This window comes from Chryseobacterium paludis, assembly GCF_025403485.1.
Classification (GTDB): Bacteria; Bacteroidota; Bacteroidia; order Flavobacteriales; family Weeksellaceae; genus Chryseobacterium; species Chryseobacterium paludis.
Genome location: NZ_CP099966.1, coordinates 4795634 through 4814522, shown reverse-complemented (window position 1 = coordinate 4814522; position 18889 = coordinate 4795634). Strand labels below are relative to the sequence as shown.

Annotated in this window: 15 protein-coding genes; 11 read left to right on the top strand and 4 right to left on the bottom strand. The window is 34.7% G+C overall.

Annotated elements, in window-relative coordinates; translation table 11 throughout:
• The 4 genes from NG806_RS21900 (at position 1) to NG806_RS21885 (ending at position 6802) form a co-directional block, all read left to right on the top strand.
• Entirely contained in the window at positions 1-2454 is a 2454-nt protein-coding gene (locus NG806_RS21900; protein WP_261511342.1) for a DUF5686 family protein, read from the top strand.
• Positions 2455-2659: 205 nt separating this feature from the next.
• On the top strand, positions 2660-5074 hold the full coding sequence (locus tag NG806_RS21895) for a hypothetical protein (protein ID WP_261511341.1): 2415 nt from the start codon (positions 2660-2662) through the stop codon (positions 5072-5074).
• A 10-nt stretch (positions 5075-5084) separates the two neighbouring features.
• Complete coding sequence (locus tag NG806_RS21890) at positions 5085-5321, top strand: hypothetical protein (protein WP_214826429.1); 237 nt, start codon at positions 5085-5087, stop codon at positions 5319-5321.
• A gap of 11 nt (positions 5322-5332) precedes the next feature.
• Positions 5333-6802, top strand: a complete 1470-nt coding sequence (locus tag NG806_RS21885) for a M28 family peptidase (protein WP_261511340.1) — start codon at positions 5333-5335, stop codon at positions 6800-6802.
• Between the two features lie 378 nt (positions 6803-7180).
• Here the strand turns inward: NG806_RS21885 and folP are convergent, their stop codons facing one another.
• Positions 7181-8014, bottom strand: coding sequence for a dihydropteroate synthase (gene folP / locus NG806_RS21880; protein ID WP_261511339.1), 834 nt, complete (start codon positions 8012-8014; stop codon positions 7181-7183).
• A 181-nt stretch (positions 8015-8195) separates the two neighbouring features.
• On the opposite strand from folP, the gene NG806_RS21875 reads away from it, so the two are divergent.
• From NG806_RS21875 to tpiA, 6 genes are all read left to right on the top strand, one after another.
• Entirely contained in the window at positions 8196-8762 is a 567-nt protein-coding gene (locus NG806_RS21875; RefSeq protein ID WP_261511338.1) for a DUF1599 domain-containing protein, read from the top strand.
• A gap of 1 nt (position 8763) precedes the next feature.
• Positions 8764-9873 (top strand): BT_3928 family protein, encoded by a 1110-nt coding sequence (locus NG806_RS21870; protein WP_261511337.1) that lies wholly within the window; start codon positions 8764-8766, stop codon positions 9871-9873.
• Between the two features lie 78 nt (positions 9874-9951).
• Complete coding sequence (locus NG806_RS21865; protein ID WP_214826438.1) at positions 9952-10302, top strand: TerB family tellurite resistance protein; 351 nt, start codon at positions 9952-9954, stop codon at positions 10300-10302.
• Between the two features lie 33 nt (positions 10303-10335).
• Positions 10336-12462 carry a S9 family peptidase gene (locus NG806_RS21860; protein ID WP_261511336.1) on the top strand — a complete coding sequence of 709 codons (2127 nt, stop codon included), beginning with the start codon at positions 10336-10338 and terminating at the stop codon, positions 12460-12462.
• Between the two features lie 3 nt (positions 12463-12465).
• On the top strand, positions 12466-12870 hold the full coding sequence (locus NG806_RS21855; RefSeq protein ID WP_261511335.1) for a hypothetical protein: 405 nt from the start codon (positions 12466-12468) through the stop codon (positions 12868-12870).
• Between the two features lie 13 nt (positions 12871-12883).
• Positions 12884-13642 carry a triose-phosphate isomerase gene (gene tpiA, locus NG806_RS21850; RefSeq protein ID WP_261511334.1) on the top strand — a complete coding sequence of 253 codons (759 nt, stop codon included), beginning with the start codon at positions 12884-12886 and terminating at the stop codon, positions 13640-13642.
• 151 nt (positions 13643-13793) lie between these two features.
• Here the strand turns inward: tpiA and NG806_RS21845 are convergent, their stop codons facing one another.
• From NG806_RS21845 to dnaG, 3 genes are all read right to left on the bottom strand, one after another.
• A complete protein-coding gene (locus NG806_RS21845) occupies positions 13794-15059 on the bottom strand; it encodes an esterase-like activity of phytase family protein (protein WP_261511333.1) in 1266 nt (421 codons plus the stop codon).
• A gap of 390 nt (positions 15060-15449) precedes the next feature.
• Positions 15450-16136 carry an ATP-dependent Clp endopeptidase proteolytic subunit ClpP gene (clpP, locus tag NG806_RS21840; protein WP_214826448.1) on the bottom strand — a complete coding sequence of 229 codons (687 nt, stop codon included), beginning with the start codon at positions 16134-16136 and terminating at the stop codon, positions 15450-15452.
• Positions 16137-16255: 119 nt separating this feature from the next.
• Positions 16256-18238, bottom strand: a complete 1983-nt coding sequence (dnaG, locus tag NG806_RS21835; protein ID WP_214826450.1) for a DNA primase — start codon at positions 18236-18238, stop codon at positions 16256-16258.
• 195 nt (positions 18239-18433) lie between these two features.
• Between dnaG and tsaE the strand changes: the two genes are divergently transcribed.
• Positions 18434-18841, top strand: coding sequence for a tRNA (adenosine(37)-N6)-threonylcarbamoyltransferase complex ATPase subunit type 1 TsaE (gene tsaE, locus NG806_RS21830; RefSeq protein WP_214826452.1), 408 nt, complete (start codon positions 18434-18436; stop codon positions 18839-18841).
• Positions 18842-18889: the final 48 nt, after the last annotated feature.

The window sequence follows — 18889 nt, the reverse complement described above, 5'->3', positions numbered from 1 at the left end:
ATGGCAAAATTTTCATCTCTATTATTTTTATTTTTTACGGTATTAATTTTCGGTCAGACACAATTGAAGGTATTTGGTAAAACCAATAATAAGCCTATTCAAAATGCGGCGGTCTACTGTGATGATAATCTCCTTGGAAAAACCAATCATGAAGGCTTATTATCTTTTAAAACAAAATGTAAAAAAGTAGAAATTCTAGCCAGCAATTTTGAAGATGCTACGGTTGACGTAAAAAAAACAATGGAGATATCACTTCAGCCTTTGTCTGAAAAAATGGACAATATCGACAGGGTTGTTATTAATGATAAAAGTGATCCGAGAGCACTAAAAATACTGGATGAAGTTAATAAGAGAGCTAAAGATAATGCTCCGAAGTCTTTAGATTCTTACAGTTTTAAATCATATAGTAAATCTTCTATTGATGTCGATAGAGACTCCGTCGAAACCTTTAAAAATTTTTTAGCGATAAGAAAAGATTCTCTTTCCAAGGTAGATCATAAGAATTTTAAACAGAAAGAAGGTCAGAAGAAAGATTCGCTGATTAACGAAGATTTCCTTAATGCATCCCAGGAAAGTCAGATGTTCCTTTGGGAAAAAGCTACAGAATACAAATATTCTAAGAAGTTTGGCGAAAAAACCAATATTATAGACAACAGAATGTCAGGGTTTAAAAATCCAATTTATGAAGCATTGGCAATTAATATTTCGAACTTAGACAGAACCCCGAGACAACTGAGACCGGAAAACAGGGAATTGTTTAATTTTTATCTTTCTGACACTTTACAGCTTGATGGAAGAAAAACCTATGTCATCAAATTCAAAGAAATTACTGATAAGAAAAAACAGAATCCAAGAAAATTCAACGGAAAAATATATGTAGATGCGGAAAGTTTTGCATTAAAAAAGTTTGAAAGTGTTAATAAAAAACAGAACGAAGGAAACATCGTTTCTGTCTGGAAACCGATTAATAACAAATGGTTTTTAGATTATGAAGACATTAAATTAAAAATGAGCAGCCAAAGCTTTAATACGTCTAAAAAAGACAGTTTAAAAGAAGGAGAAAAGGTAAAATATAACAAAAAGAGATTTGGCAGCTATCTGTATGTAAAAAACCGATTTTTTGATTTTGAAATCAACGAAGCGCAGAAAGCATCCGACTTCAAAGGCTACTCTCTTGAAATGAAAAGTTCCGATGGAAGTTTGCTTCAGAAATACAGAACCGACAGTCTTACTACAAGAGAAAGTGCTACCTATGCTAAAATCGATAGTTTTGTTCAAAAGCATGATTTTGAAAAGAAACTAGGTTTTTTAACACAGTTAATGAGAGGAAATCTGCGTTACAAAATGATTGATTTTGATCTTACTAAATTTTTGAGTTATGACAAGTACCAGGGTTTACGTTTGGGAGCAGGTCTAAAACTCAACGAAAAATTCAACAAAACATTTTCTCCTGATGGATATGTCGGATATGGTTTTAAAGATCACCACTGGAAATATGGATTAGGCCTGGATGTGAAATTATCCCACAAAAGGACATCTGTTTTCCGTATTGATTATGTAGATGATGTCTTTGCAGCGGGTAGATTTAGCAACAATATGTGGGATATGATGATGAAAGTTTCAGATATCAATTTAGATCTTCATAACGAAACTTTTTATAAAAGCCAAAAATGGGGAGCTTCATTTCTTTATGATATTTCAAATTCATTAAGCATGAAAATTGCTGTAAATAAAGAAAAACAACAGGCTCTTTTCGACTATCAGTATAAAAATCTGGGTAATAGCTTTGACAATGTAAGTACAACATTATCTTTAAAATATGCTCCCAACGACAAAAACATCATGACTCCCAGTGGAAAATACACCTATGAAAAAAGTTACCCTCAGTTTTTTGTAAATTATGAAAAAGGATTTGATGCTTTAGGTGGAGATCTGGATTATCACCGGTTAGACGCGTTGATTATTCACCAGTTCAGATCTAAATTAGGATATACCAACATTAAACTTTTCGGGGGAATATCCTCGGGAACTGCTCCTATCTGGAAGAATTTTGAAATAGCCGGGCAAAAAGATCAAAATTCTGACAAGTGGTATTCAAATATTAATACTCCATCTAATTTAGGATTTACAACAATGCCTTCAGGGACTTTCTTTGCGGATAAATTTGTTGCATTTAAAATTTCCCAATATCTGCCATTCCGATTCAAAACTTTAGGTACAAAGTATTCCAACATAGAAATTGAATATCAATCTGCTATAGGAAACTTTAAAAACAGAGGTGACCATCAGTTTGATTTTCAGGTACTCGATCATTATTATCAGGAAGTTGGATTTATCTGGAACAGATTTTTGGGCACAAGTTTCGGTGTAGGACTATCCTACAGATTAGGACATTATCAAACATCTCAATTTAAAGACAACTTTGGCATAAAGATAAAATTAAGTATCCTTTAAAATATTTAAATAGCAATATTTTATAGATAATAATAAAAACTCCCAAAAATTTTGGGAGTTTTTATTTTGCTATAACCTGTATAATATTATTTAGTTGCATTTCTACTAAAACAGTCCTGTAAATCAAGATGAAAATTATATTAATAACTATAACAAAACTTTTTCGGAACAAGAAATATCATTAATTTTGGATTACATTTATTTCATGAAAAGGGTTCTATTTATTATATTTTTCTGGACGTTTATTTTTGGTTACTCACAATCAAAAATCCAGGTCATAGACGAAGTAGACAAACTCCCTATTTCCAATGCAAAAGTATTTTGTGACAATAAGCTTCTGGGAGAAACAGACTCAAAGGGTACCTTTGAATTTAAAACTAAATGCAAGAGTGTCGAAATTCAGGCAAATCACTACCAGAATGAGATTGCTTTGGTAGAAGATCGTATGCAGGTTTCACTTCTTAAAACTTCTTCAAAAACTACGGCTATTGAAACCGTTATTCTACAAGACAAGAGTGATCCGAGGGCATTGGAAATCCTTAATAAGGTCAATAAATATTTCAAAGACAATTCTCCGAAAAGTCTAAGTTCCTATGCTTACAAATCCTATGAGAAGGTCTCTTTGGATATTGATGAAGACAGCATTTCTCAGTTTAATGAATTTTTTAATGACACCAATTTTTTCAAAAAGAAAAGGGAGAAAGATTCATTAAACAACATTTCTGCAAGAAAGATATTCTCAAAAAGCAAACTGTTCCTTTGGGAAAGGGCTCAGGAATTTATGTATTCAAAAAAATATGGGGAGAAGATCAATATTCTGGATAACAGGATCTCGGGCCTTAAGCAACCTATTTATGAAATGATCGCCCTACAACAAAGTAACAGGGACCGTATTCCGAATCAGATCAAACAGGAAAACAGAGGTTTATACAGGTATTTTCTTACTGATACGATCGAATTGGATGGCAGAAAGAATTTTGTGATCCGTTTTCGTGAAGTGAATTATAAGAAATCGGATAAAAAGCGAAAGTATAACGGAGCAATTTATGTAGATACCGAAACATATGGTATTAAGAAAATTGAAAATATCAGTAAAAATAAAAACGATGGGATTATTACGAGTACATGGGTCTTCTATAATAACAAGTGGTTTTTAGCTCATGAAAAGGTAAAACTTCGAATGAGTAAAATGGCGATGAAAGATGAAGGTAAAGAAAATGATGATAATGATTCCCTCAAAAAATCTAAAAATAGTTTTGGAACGTATGCTTTTCTGACTTCAAAATATTTTGACTTCAACTCTCCTATTGAGGAAAATTCCAAAGATTTTAAAGGTTATACTTTCTCTGTAAAAAATTCTGACGGAACATCATTGGATCAATACAGGACAGATCCTTTAACAGAACGGGAAAGGAATACTTATACGACGATAGACAGCCTGGGGAAAATTTATAATATCGATAACAAAGCGAAAATACTAACAGGACTTATCAATGGGCAAATCAGAGTTGGTATTGTTGATTTTGCGGTGGACGAAATTGTAAATTATAACTTGTATGAAGGTTTCAGACTGGGATTAAAAGCTAAATTGAACGAAACTTTTAATCCTTATTTTTCTCCGGATTATTATTTTGCCTATGGATTCAAGGATGATAAATGGAAATACGGAATTGGTCTTGATATGAAGACCACATTGGAAAAAAACTCTTTTTTCAGAATTGAATACTACAATGATGTAACAGCTTCAGGCGAATTCTACAGAAGGCTCTGGAATTTCAAAATGAGAATGATGAACTACGGGAACAACCTTAATAATGACAGGTATTATCATTTTAGAGGAGCTTCCCTATCTTACTTAAATGACGTCACCAATGGTCTTACCCTGGTTTTTGCCGCGAGAAGAAATTTTGAGCAGGCCATGTTCGATTATCAATTCAGAAATAGCGGTTCCTCGTTTGAAAATTTCAATACTTTATTTACCTTAAAGTTTTCTCCGAATTCCACGAATATTATGACGCCTCAAGGCAAATCTATTATCGATCAGAAATATCCTGAACTTTATTTTAATTATGAACAGAGTTATAAAGTTTTAGGTGGTGACTTCAATTACACCCGTTTTGATGCGCTTTTTGTTCACAACTTTAAAACTGTTTTAGGAACAACTGGCGTAAGGTTATATGGTGGATTGGTTTTGGGAGAAGCTCCGATCTGGAAAAATTTCACCATGAATGGTCTTGCCTCTCCGAGCAGAGATATCAATTTTAACCTTACTTCATATCTGGGCTTTGCCACATTGGAAGGTGGAAAATATTACAACGATAAATTTATTGCCTATTACTTTACCCATAAACTTCCGTTTTATTTAAAAAGTATCGGACAAAATGTTTCCAGTTTCGACTTTGTATTAAGAGGAACTATCGGAGATATGAAACATCCTGAATATCATGATTTCAGATTCAAAAAGCTGGACCATTTGTATCAGGAAGTAGGTTTGGAATGGAATAACTTCCTTTCGAGTTATTTTAATTTAGGAGTATTTTATAGAGTTGGATATTATACAACTTCCAATTTTAAGCAAAATTTTGCGGTACAGTTTAAATTAAAGCTATTGGAATTTTAATAATTAAGACATGAAAAAAATAGAAATAAAAGCAGACGATTTTTTTGAGTTATTACGATTAAAAGACGTTTCTATGTGGGAGATATTCTTACAAATGATCGATGGAGAAGAAAAAGAAATCATTTTTATCGACCGTGAAGAAAAGGTCTTATTTAACTATATTCTACCTGCAGAAAAAGAGAAACTGGAAGAGGACAGAAAAGAATTTTCGAAGCAGTTTTCTGAGAAATTATCCAATCTGAATTAACATTAAAAGTTATGAATAAGAACTATCTTCTTTCACTGTTGGGTTTATTTATCATCAGTTTCACAAACGGCCAGAATTACAAAAAACCTTTGGTATCAGCTATTAAAGAGTCGGATATTAAAAAAGATATGTACGAAATGGCTGCTGACCAATTTTGGGGACGTGAGGCAGGAACTTTAAATGAGCTTAAAGTTTCGATGTGGCTTGCTGACAAAGCTAAAGAGGCAGGAATGGCTCCTGCGGGTGACAATGGAACTTTTTTCCAGTATTTTGATATGTACAGACATCAGGTCATTCCTCAAAGTACTGTAAAAATAGGTAACACGACTTTAAAATTATGGAAAGATTTCCTCGTTGCTGAGCCCGTAAATGCTAATTTGGATACTGATATTGTATATGCCGGAAATACAGAACCTGAAGATTTATCAAAACTCGATCTTAAGGGTAAAGTTCTTGCTGTAAATGCATCTGATAAAAATATTGAAAAGGAAATGACCCTTTTTGTAAGAAGGTATCCCGGATTTGTAAGAACAAAATATTATAACACAGCACTGAGCCTTGGTGCTAAAGCCATTATCTTCATCACTGATGATACTTCGGAAAAAAGTTGGGTAGAAATTCTTCCTCAAATGACGAGAGGTTCCTACGGAGTTGAGGGGTTGAGAGAAACCATCACTAATAATATTCCTGTTCTATGGATCAAAAGAGAAAATGCAAACTGGGTGAAAAACAACCCTAAGATCTCCATAAACCTGATCACTGAAACTTATAAATACCCTTCCGTTAATGTAATCGGGAAAATTGAAGGAACAGATCCTAAATTGAAAAATGAATATGTTTTAATGAGTGGACATCAGGATCATGATGGAATCAGGCATCCTGTAAAAAACGACACCATTTACAATGGCGCCGATGATAATGCCAGCACGTGTGTCGCTATATTAGCTATGGCAAGGGCTTATAAAAAACAACCTGGTAAGAGAAGTATTCTTTTTGTTTTCCATGGTGCCGAAGAAAGAGGTTTGCTGGGATCGAGATGGCATGCATCGCATCCTGTTGTTCCAAAAGAGCAGATTGTTGCTGTATTAAATGGTGATATGATCGGAAGAAACAGCCTTGAAGAAGCTGCTTTATTAGGCGGAAATGCTCCACACAAAAACTCTGAAGAATTGGTAAAAATGGCTGAAGATGCCAATAATGAAAGCACAAAATTCAGATATCTTAAAGACTGGGACTCTCCCAGCCATGCGGAATATTTCTATTTTAGGAGTGATCATCTTCCGTATGCTAAAGTTGGAATTCCGGCTATATTCTTTACGAGTGTTTTACATGATCAGTATCACACACCACAGGATGAATCGGAAAATATTAATTACAAAAAACTATATAAAATGACGGAATGGATGTACAGAACTTCTTGGAAAGTTGCCAATGAAACTGAACGCCCTAAGCTTATCCCGAATTTTATACTGGAAAGATAAAATACTGGCTTGAAAATAGAGCTTGAAAACTTTGCGCTGGATTTTTTTCAACGCAAAGTTTTTTTTATAACACCTTTTAAAATTCAAGCAATCATAAAAATCAAAGATTTTAAAAAAAATTAGGTATACTTCTTATGCAGCATTCTGGTACTTAAAATAACTCAAGTGTTTAAAAACTTTTGTGACTTTTGTGGTTTTATTTTTAACTATAGATCATTCAGATTTCGTCATTGCGAGCTAAAGGCGAAGCAATCCCTTACAATAACGGCTTCAATTTGTGAGAGATTGCTTCGTCGCTTCACTCCTCGCAATGACGACACTAAAATTCTGGCGCCTTTAAAAAAACTTTTGCACCTTTGCGATTAACCAAATCTTTTATCAGTAATTTCCATGCAAGAACACCTCCAGTGTTTTCTTTGCTTCCGCAACATCATGTACCCTGAGGATTTTAGCTCCCTGTTTTAAAACTTTTAAATGTAGTTTTTGCGTTTCTTCATTGATATCCAAAGGAGATTTTCCAAGTGGTTTATAAATAAAAGACTTTCTTGAAATACCAATTAATAGAGGGAATTTTCCAAATCCAAGAAATTCTACTTCATCAAGCATTTTCATTTGATCTGCTACCGTTTTCCCAAAACCAAAACCTGGATCCAATAGAATATCTTTTACCCCTTTTTGTAGAAGTTCATTTGTCTTTTCACTAAAATATCTATTTACTTCCAATGTAATATCCTCAAATTTCTTTTTGTCATGCATTGTTTCATAAGAAGGATTTACGTGCATTAATAGATAAGGAAGTTGAGTTTCTGCTACGGTGTCGAACATCCTCCCATCAAACTGACCTCCTGAAATATCGTTGATCAAATCAATTCCTTCATTAAAGCCAAATTTTACGGTTTCAGAATAAAATGTGTCCAGTGAGATCAATGCTTCCTGAAATTCTTTTTTGATCCTAGAAATCAGGTTTCCTAATCTTTTAATCTCCTCATCACTACTAAGAAACTCTGCATTTGGACGAGTCGACTGAGGACCTATATCAATTAATTCTGCACCATCTTTTAGCAATTTCTCAGCATGTTCTAAAGCCGATTTTTCATTATTAAATTTCCCGCCATCAGAAAAAGAATCTGGAGTAAGATTTAAAATCCCCATAATCTTAGGGCTCGTTAAATCTATAAGTTTACCGTTACAGTTGATGGAGTGATTGTTCATAAATGATAATTGATACGTTATAGTTGATATGATGTCTGATTATCAGTTGTATTTTGTTAAAATTTCATATTTTAAACATTAATAATCACACACTATTTTATGTTGTACAAAAGTAAAAACTAAAACCTAATTCCTGCAACCTAATACCTAATTTTGTATATTTGGGCTATTAAGAGAATTTATGTTAAAAACTTCAGTACAGTTCGGGAAAATTATCAGTCAGTGTCGCGATCTTTTCAGTAAAAAACTACAGGATTACGGTGCAGCATGGAGGGTCTTAAGACCAAGTTCAATTACGGATCAGATTTATATTAAAGTCAATAGGGTCCGTACCCTGCAGATGACTGATAAAAAAATGATAGAGGAAAGTGAAGAAGATGAATTTATCGCGATCGTGAACTACTCCATTATCGGACTTATTCAGCTTGAAAAAGGTCTTTCTAATGATTTCAACGAAAACAATGAAGAAATTCTAAGTCTTTATGATAAATATTCATCTGAGGCTCAGGCATTAATGGAAAGAAAAAACCATGACTATGGTGAAGCATGGAGAGATATGAGAATTTCTTCAATTACGGATCTGATTTATCAAAAGGTTTTAAGAACTAAACAGATTGAAGACAATCAAGGAAAAACGATTGTTTCTGAAGGCTTGGATGCGAACTATTTTGACATGTTGAATTATGCTGTTTTCTGCCTTATAAAATTCTCTGAAAAAGAAAACAATTTCGAACCTAAAACTATTTAAAATGATCAAAGGTGTACTTCGTTTTATTATTGCTGTTATTTTCATCCTTTCAGGTTTTGTAAAAGCAGTGGATCTGGTAGGTTTTTCCTTTAAAATGGAAGAATACTTTTCACCCTCTGTTTTCAATATGCCTTTTCTGGAAAAGTTTGCTTTACTCTTTTCTATCATTGTGGTCGTCCTGGAGCTTTTCCTTGGATTTATGCTTTTAATAAAATTAAAACTCAAGTTCACTTTATCAGCATTAATTGTACTTTGTATATTCTTTGGGTTCCTTACATTCTATTCAGCCTACTTTAATGTAGTAACAGATTGCGGATGTTTTGGGGATGCTATAAAATTTACTCCTTGGCAGAGCTTTGTTAAGGACGTTGTACTTCTGGTAGGACTTATTATTCTGTTTGTTTTATACAGAAAAGAGTTCGTTAAAAAAGATGAATATAGCAATACTGTAAAAAAATCTCCTGCAAAATATAAATACTATATTTTAGGCGCTTTCGCTCTTGTTATGATCTATATTATGGCACAAGGACTTATGCATGAGCCTACGATCGATTTCCGGGATTATAAAATAGATACAGATCTCAAGAGTGAAAAAGAAAAAATCAATAAAAACCCTTCTGAATACAAAACGTTCTACTCTCTTAAAAACCAAAAGACGGGAGAAGTTTTAAAGGTAAATCAGGATGATTACATTAAAGAAACAAAATATTGGGCTGAAGGTTCGCCGTGGAAAATTGAGGAAGGAAAGAACGAATCTATTCTTGTAAAAGAAGGTTATAAATCTGAAATTGTTAAATTTAAAATTGAAGACCCGACAGGACTTGAGGTTACGGATGAAATTATTAAAGCTCCTAAAGCAATTTTAGTATTCTCTTATCATCCAAAAGAAGTTTCTTCGGAATTACTTCAAAAAATTGAAGCCAAAGTGAACGCTCAAAAAGGCGCATTAATTTATGGTGTTTCAACAGAGCCCAGTACATTCAAAACAATTAAGAATGTAATGATGGATGGAACAGCCATCAAAACGATTGCCAGAAGTAATCCATTCGTATTGATATTAGAAAACGGAAAAATTGTAGACAAACAGCCTGCAAAAGATTATATTAAATAAATAATATGATGAATAATGAAATACATGAAGTGTTCATCACCAACATTCAACTTTAAACACTAAACTTTAACTCAACAAATGCAAAAATCAAATAAATCAATCGCCGGATACCACCTGTTAATGATTCTATCTTCTGTAGACGGAGAATTTGCTCCTGAAGAAGGAATGCTTGTTCAACAATATTTAGCTGATGAATTTCCATTTAAAATGAATTTAGACAATGAATTGGAAACGATTGCTCTACTTCAACCTGAAGAATGGAAAGATCATTTCGAATTCCACGCACGTTGTTTTCATGATGATTCTACGGAAGAGGAGCGCGTAAAATTTGCGAAATTTGCCAAAACACTTATAAAAGCTGACAACAAAGTAACCGACGAAGAGCATACTTTCTATAAGCTTTTAAAGAATATGTGGCATTTAAGCTAAGCACCAAGACACACAAAAAAACAAAATATTAACATGAAAAAATTTTATCTAGGATTATTAATCATGAGTGCTTCCACAATTCAATCTCAAAAATTTCCTGACCTTAAAGCTCCTATTGCCGAAAAAAAGGAACATATTAGGACTATACATGGTGATAAAGTAAATGATCCGTATTACTGGATGATCGACTATTTCAAGAAAGGAAAAGATTCAACGAAAGTTGTTGATTATTTAAAGGCAGAAAATTCCTATTGGGAGGGGATGATGAAAGATACAGAACCTTTCAGGGATAAGCTTTTTCAGGAAATGAAATCTAGGATCAAAGAAAAAGATGAGTCTGTTCCCTCTTTCAAAAACGGATATTATTACTATACCCGTACTGAAGAAGGAAAACAGTATTTCAAATATTGCCGAAAGAAAGGAAATCTAAAAGCCTCTGAGGAAGTTCTACTGGATGTAGATCAGCTAGCAGAAGGTCATCCTTATTATTCTGCTTCAGGATTTAGTATAAGCCCGGACAACACTAAATTAGTTTACGGTGTAGATGATGTTTCAAGAAGACAGTATAAATTGTTTTTAAAGGACCTTTCAACAGGAAAAACTGTAGATCTTGGCATTAAAAATACCGAAGGTGATGCCGTATGGGCTAATGACAATAAGACCATTTACTATACTGAAAACAATCCGGTAACCTTATTATCTGAAAAGATCAAAAGACATACATTGGGGACGGATCCAGGCAAGGACGTCGTGGTTTATGAAGAAAAAGACAAATCCAATTATATCGGAGTAGGAAAATCAAAGAATGAAAAATTCATTATGATCTACTCTGCAGCAACCACTTCATCTGAGACAAGATACCTGAACGCTGATGATCCTAATGGAACATTTAAAGTTTTTCAGCCAAGAATAAAGGATGTATTGTATGATGTAACTCCTCTAGAAGATAAATTCCTGATCACAACGAATAAAGATGCTTTAAACTTTAAAGTCGTAGAAACACCTTTAGACAAAACAGGTGTTGAAAACTGGAAAGATTTCATCCCACACAGAAAAGATGTACTGATGCAGGGAATCAGTGAATTCAAAAACTATCTGGTTTTCAGCGAAAGACAGAATGGACTTTCCCAACTGGTGATCTATGACCGAAAAACCGGTAAAAAGGAGTTTGTGAAATTTGATGAGCCTACTTATACAGTATCTCCTTCAGGAAATCCAGAATATAATACAGACAATTTCCGTTTCGGATATACCTCTATGATCACACCCAATTCTCAATTTGAGCAGGATCTTAAAACCGGAAAAAGAACATTACTGAAACAACAGGAAGTTCTGGGAGGTTATAATAAAGAAAATTATGTAACTGAAAGACTTTTCGCTACAGCAAAAGACGGCACTAAGATCCCTCTTTCCATTGTTTACAAAAAAGGATTTAAGAAAGACGGAAACAGTCCTTTATTGCTTTATGCTTATGGCTCTTATGGAAACTCTTCGAATGCATCATTCAGCAGCCCCAGACTAAGTCTTTTAGACAGAGGTTTCGTTTATGTGATGGCACACATCCGTGGAGGTCAGGAAATGGGCAGACAATGGTATGAAGACGGTAAAATGATGAAAAAGAAAAATACTTTTACTGATTTCATTGATGCCGGAGAATATTTAGTTAAAGAAAAATACACTTCTCCAAAACATATGTATGCTCAAGGAGGAAGTGCAGGAGGTTTGCTAATGGGAGCTATCGCTAATATGAGTCCGAATTTATGGAATGGCGTCATTGCTCATGTTCCGTTTGTAGATGTAGTGAACACAATGCTTGACGAAAGCATACCATTGACAACCAATGAATATGATGAATGGGGAAATCCTAACAATAAGGAAGCCTATTTCTACATGAAATCTTATTCTCCATATGAAAATGTAGAAAAGAAAAATTACCCTAATCTTTTGGTAACAACCGGTTTGCATGATTCTCAGGTACAATATTTTGAGCCTGCAAAATGGGTAGCTAAATTAAGGGATATGAAAACCGATAAAAATATACTGTTCTTAAAAACAGATATGGCTTATGGTCATGGTGGTGCATCAGGAAGGTTTGATTACCTGAAGGATACTGCTCTGGTCTATGCTTTTATGTTTAAACTAGAAGGAATTAACAAATAATTTATGAAAGAATTAATTACCTTATCTCTACTTTTAGTGGGAATAGGGATAACAGCCCAACAAAAGGATTTTGATCCTAACATGATAGGATGCTATAAAGGTTCTGAGAGCAATCAACAAGTAGAAGGTTTTTCAAAATATTGGGTTTCATGCAGACTTGAAAAAGGAAAAAGTATACTTATGTTTGTTGCCATTGACAAAGATGGCAATGTAACTCAGGAGACCGAAAATGGTAGCTGGTGGACTAAAGATGGTAAATATTATGAGCTTCATAAATATGACAATGTCACTGATGTATATAATTATAAGGTACTGGATAATGGTGACGTCAACTTTCAATCAATCGAATTAATGGGTAAAAAAGATACTACTTATACATTCACTGATACTAAAATAGAAGAAGATTAAAATAAGAATAATTATGAGAAGAAAAATAGTTGCAGGAAACTGGAAAATGAACAAAAATGTAATTGATGCTCAGCAATTAATGATCCAATTACTAAGCTATAAAAACACTAGTACGACCAATTGTGAGATTTGGATTGCACCACCATCTTTGTATCTTATGATGGCAAAGGACATCTATGAAAAGGATGAAATAGGTGTTTTCTCCCAGGATATGAGTGAATATGAAAGTGGCGCTTACACGGGAGAACTCTCTGCGGATATGTTGGAATCTATTGATGTAACCGGTTCTTTGATCGGACATTCTGAAAGAAGACAATACCATGGGGAAACTGATTCACACTGTAACAGAAAAGTAAAATTAGCACTAGATAAAGGTTTAATCCCTGTATACTGCAACGGAGAAACTCTTGAGCAAAGAAAAGCAGGACAACATTTTGAAGTGGTTAAAAACCAGACTGAAGTTGCTTTGTTTACACTTTCTGCTGAAGAAATCAAAAAAGTAGTCATCGCTTACGAACCTGTTTGGGCAATTGGAACAGGAGAAACAGCAAGCCCTGAACAGGCTCAGGAGATCCACGCTCATATCAGAAGTATTATTGCAGCAAAATATGGACAGGAAGTAGCTGATGAAGTTTCTATCCTTTACGGAGGTTCTGTAAAACCTGATAATGCAAAAGAGATCTTCTCTCAACCGGATATTGATGGTGGATTAATTGGTGGAGCCGCTTTAAAGCTAGAAGATTTCTCTAAAATTATTGAGGCTTTTAACTAGTATAGATATTAGGTAAGATTATATGTCCTGGCTAAAGCCATTGGAATATATAATTAAAAAAAGGGCTAAAGCCCACTCCTATTGAAAAATATCACGGAAATAAAAAGCGGCGGAATTTCATTCCGCCGCTTTTCTTTTTTAAAAAATCTAATTATTGAATATCGACAACATACATCGTTCCTTTATCTACTTTTCCTGTTTTTGGTAGAATCTTAGCTTTTGGATTTCCGTTTCCATCATCGGTAACACCGAAATCATCATCATTGAAAACAGCAAGCTTGTTTCCTCCCAAATAAACTATTCCCTCAAATTTATCATGTTCATAACCTATTTTTGTAACCAGGTCTACCGCCAGTGCTTTAGAAACAGGCTGCAATCCAGCAGATGCAATCTCAGCCCACGTTGACTGTTCTAGAGCTTTTCCATTAATTTTCAATCCATCAACAGCTGCAAGATCAGGTCCATTAACATCTGATGCACCTGTCAGATTAATCTTGTATACTTTTTTCAACCCGCCCTGTGATCCAAATTTTCCATCTCTTTCGATGACTAGAAACTCAGTATTGCTAATTGCTGTAATGTCGCATACAGAATCAGAAGCTCCGCCATCCTGTTTGTATAAGTATTGTTTTGTCTGTCCCGTTGCAAGATCAAACGTTACGATTCTCGTTAAAGTAGTATTGGTCGCTAAAACTTTTGTAGGAACATACATCGTTGACTGCATAGTGCCCACCAACATTTTTCCGTCTGGTGTCATACACATGCCTTCCATCCCTCTGTTGGGTCTTCTTTTTGCAAATACGGCAGGCAGTTTTCTGTTTCCTGTATTCACTCCGATCGGGCTGATTCGCTCCATTTCAACACCATCTGCATTGTAATGCACAATGTGAGGACCATATTCATCAGAAACCCAGAATGTACCATCAGGCGCAGCCACAATACTTTCACTGTCTAATCCATAATTATCCGTCCCTAAAACATTACCATTAACACCATAAGCAATTTCACCTGTACTTCCCATTCCCTGAGGATTTGGAAGCCCGGTGATAGGCTGCCCGGAAGGATTCTTAAGTTTGATGTATTTAATAACCTCAATATTTCCTTCAGCATTGATCTTAAAATGCATTATTGTTGGTGTAAAGTTGGGAATCAGAAATTTTATCCCATCCAAATAGGCTGTATTGGGACCACGATCCGTAATCACATAAAATTCTCCTTTTCTGGTTGGGTGGGCTGTGGCACCAGAACCAAAACCGCCGTTAATAACCGCTACTCCATTTACCGTAGCTACTGTGGTAAAAGGAAATTCCTGAGGTAGTTTAGAATAATTGATATCCTGATTGCTTACCATATCGTCACTATCATTGCAAGACCATAAAGCACCAAGGATAAGAGATGAAAGAAGAAGTTTTTTCATGTTTACTTTTTATGGTTGCGAATGTAAACAGCAAGTGTGAACTTATCTTGAATTGAATGATAATTGTATTTTAAATATTGCTTAATTTCCTTTGTCTTGAAATCGGAGATTCGACGAAGAAATCAAAGATTTTTTAGAAACTTATGTATATACTTCTTATACAGTATTCTGCAGTGAAAATAGAAGATTCTAAAAACTTTTGTGGCTTTGGTGGTTTGAGTAGAATAATGTTCTCGATATATTTTTCTCCTGAACTACGTTCGCAGGATTACATCCTGTATTGAGAAAAACACTCGAACTGACGGTAAATCGAATATCTCTCAGTAAATTGAAACCCTAAAAAAGAAAAGCGCACCTATTGGCACGCTTTCATTAGTATTTTAAAGAAAATTATTTCTTCTCTTTAGATCTTTGTAAAACCTCATCTACCATTCCGAAGTTTTTAGCTTCTTCAGAAGTCATCCAGTAATCTCTGTCAGAAGATTTTTCAACCCACTCATACGTTTGTCCTGAATGTTCGGCAATGATGTCATAAAGCTCTTGCTTTAATTTCAACATTTCTCTTAAGTTGATCTCCATATCAGAAGCAACACCTTGTGCGCCACCTGAAGGCTGGTGGATCATTACTCTTGAGTGTTTAAGAGCAGAACGCTTTCCTTTTTCTCCTGCAACCAATAATACAGCTCCCATTGAAGCAGCAATACCCGTACAGATCGTTGCTACATCAGGTTTAATGATCTGCATGGTATCATAAATACCTAAACCGGCATATACACTACCACCAGGAGAGTTGATGTAGATCTGAATGTCTTTTGAAGGATCAGCACTTTCTAAGAATAAAAGCTGTGCTGTTACGATGTTAGCCACCTGATCATCAATTCCAGTTCCCAGGAAAATAATTCTGTCCATCATCAAACGAGAGAAAACGTCCATCTGAGCAACGTTTAATCTTCTCTCTTCCATAATATAAGGTGTAAGATTTGTTGGACCATACATTCCCATATACTGATCGGTAACCAAACCGCTGTTTCCTAAATGCTTTACAGAGAAATCTCTGAATTCTTTTTTAATGTCCATATTTCTATTGGTATTATTTTAAATTTTTCTAAAGTTTAAATTACAACTTTTATTCCTAAAATTTTATAGGACTTTTTGTCAGGAATACCTCATCTATCCATCTACAGTTTGTCTGAATATTACTTCTTTCGGTCTCTATAAATACCTTTAATAGGTGAATATTCGATCATATCGCTGAGTTTCATTGAAGCCTGTTTCAGTAAGGTGATCTTTTTAATCAACTCAAAATATTTCTCTTCATCAGTACCACTATGCTGATCAAGTTCCTTTGCTGTTTCTTTGATCAGATAATCGATATATCTGTATTTATGTAATAATACGTCTCCTTTGATCTGCTCTGCCACTTTATCACCATAATTGGGTGGAAAAATATTTCTGGAGGCCCAATCTTCAAGCTCATCTAAAGGAATCAATGCATCTACAACCTTAGCCGTAATTTCTTCGTTCATAAAAGTTACAAAAAAGTTTCCACTTCTAAGCTCATCCTGCTGAATCCCCTCTCTTACCTGATTAATGATGATTTCATTTCCCTTCACTAAAAACTCATATTGTTCTTCCTCAAAATGATGAAGAATCTCTTCAATCACTGTAATCTGGTACTCCTGATCCTTGTCATCAGTTCGTTTTAAAACAATATCGCCAAACATCAGCATATGATCAACAAGTTTACTTTCCATAAACAGGACATCATATAAAAAGGGATCACCTTTGTCTTCATCAAGAGGCACAAGATCCATCTTTATGGGAGTATGTTCCTTCTGTTGCTGAACGTGCTGGGTTTGATTCTGAGTGATCTGACGCTGAACATCCAGCTCATTAAATAAACTCTGTTCAGAAAGTCCGAACTTATTGGAAACCTCTTTTAAATAAACTTCTCTTTTAAGAGCATTCTGAACAAATCCTACTGATTTTACAATATTCCTGATTGCTTCAGCCTTTTTAATGGGATCGTTTCCTGCTTCTTTTAAAAGTATTTCAGCTTTAAAATCAATAAAATCCATCGCTTCATTCTCGATGAACTTTTCCACATAATCCTGCGGATGCTTTCTGGCAAAAGAATCGGGGTCATCCCCTTCCGGGAATAACAATACACGAATATTCATTCCTTCCGTAAGCAACATATCGATGCTTCGGAAACTGGCTTTAATCCCTGCGTTATCTCCGTCGAAAAGGATGGTTACATTTTCTGTAAGCCTTTTGATGAGTTTGATCTGCTCTGTCGTCAAAGAAGTTCCTGAGCTTGCCACGACATTTTCAATCCCCGACATATGAAGTGAGATCACGTCCATATATCCTTCTACCAGAAGACAGATGTTTTTTCTGGAAATCGCCTGTTTACTTTGATTTAAACCATAAAGAACATTTGATTTGTGATAGATCTCGGTTTCCGGAGAGTTGAGGTACTTGGCTGTTTTAACATTATTCTTAAGAATTCTTGCTCCAAAACCCAGTACCCGGCCTGAAAAACTATGAATAGGAAAAATTACTCTTTCACGAAAGCGGTCAATACCATTCGGAGCATTTTCCGGGAAAATTGAAAGTCCTGATTTCTCTAAAATATCTTTAGCATATCCTTTTTCTAAAGCATACGCTGTAAAAGCATTTTTCTGTTCCGGAGAATATCCAAGCTGGAATTTCTTGATGATATCATCCTTTAGCTCACGCTCTTTAAAATAGGCAAAACCAATTGATTTACCTTCTTCAGCTTCCCAAAGAAAATTCTGAAAATAATCATTCGCAACTTCATGAATTTTATACAGCAGGTCTCTTTCAGACTGTGCATTTTTAGCTTCTTCAGAAAACTCCCGCTGATCTTCTTCAATTTCAATTCCATATTTCTTTGCTGCATGGCGAAGTGCTTCAGGATAGGTAAAGTTTTCGATTTCCATAAGGAAAGAAATCGCAGTTCCTCCTTTTCCGGTTGAGAAATCTTTCCAGATCTGCTTACTGGGAGAAACAACAAAACTGGGAGATTTTTCTTCATGAAAGGGACTGAGCCCCTTGTAATTCGACCCTGCCCTCTTCAACTGCACATATTCTCCTACAATCTCTTCTACCCTGATTGTGGAGAATATCTTATCTATGGTCTGTTTGGAAATCATGATGTAAAAATAAGGAAATTTAAGTAGATGTTAGGTATCAGAAGTTAGATGTTAGACTTAGTTTAATCGAAATTCAATCTTTAAACCCTGTCATTAACTTTCCATTATTATCCACTGCTTTCAAACCTTAAAACGCTCTCATTCTATCACATCTAAACAATCCAAAAATTCCTATTTTTGCAACAAATTACTTTCATGGAATTTCATATAAAAAGTCTCGAAGACTGGCAGGGCATTGTCGAGAAGATCGTCCCTCAGTTGCAGCATAACATCTTTCTTTTAAAAGGAAATCTGGGAGCCGGAAAAACAACGTTCACCCAGTTTTTGCTTAAAAACCTGGGAAGTAAGGATGAGGTTAACTCCCCTACTTACTCTATCGTCAATGAATACAATACACCGAAAGGTAAGGTATATCACTTCGATCTTTACCGGTTAAAAAATATTGAAGAGGTTTACGATATTGGTATTGAAGAATATCTTGACAATGCTTTTTTATGTATTATAGAATGGCCTGAAGTGTATGAAGAAGAGCTGTATGGTTTAAAATATCATAGTATGAGCATTCTGAATACCGGAGAAAACAGAGAAATTACATTCGAGTAAATATTATGTATCTTTGCTTACTAAATTTCATTGTAAAACAATTATCTG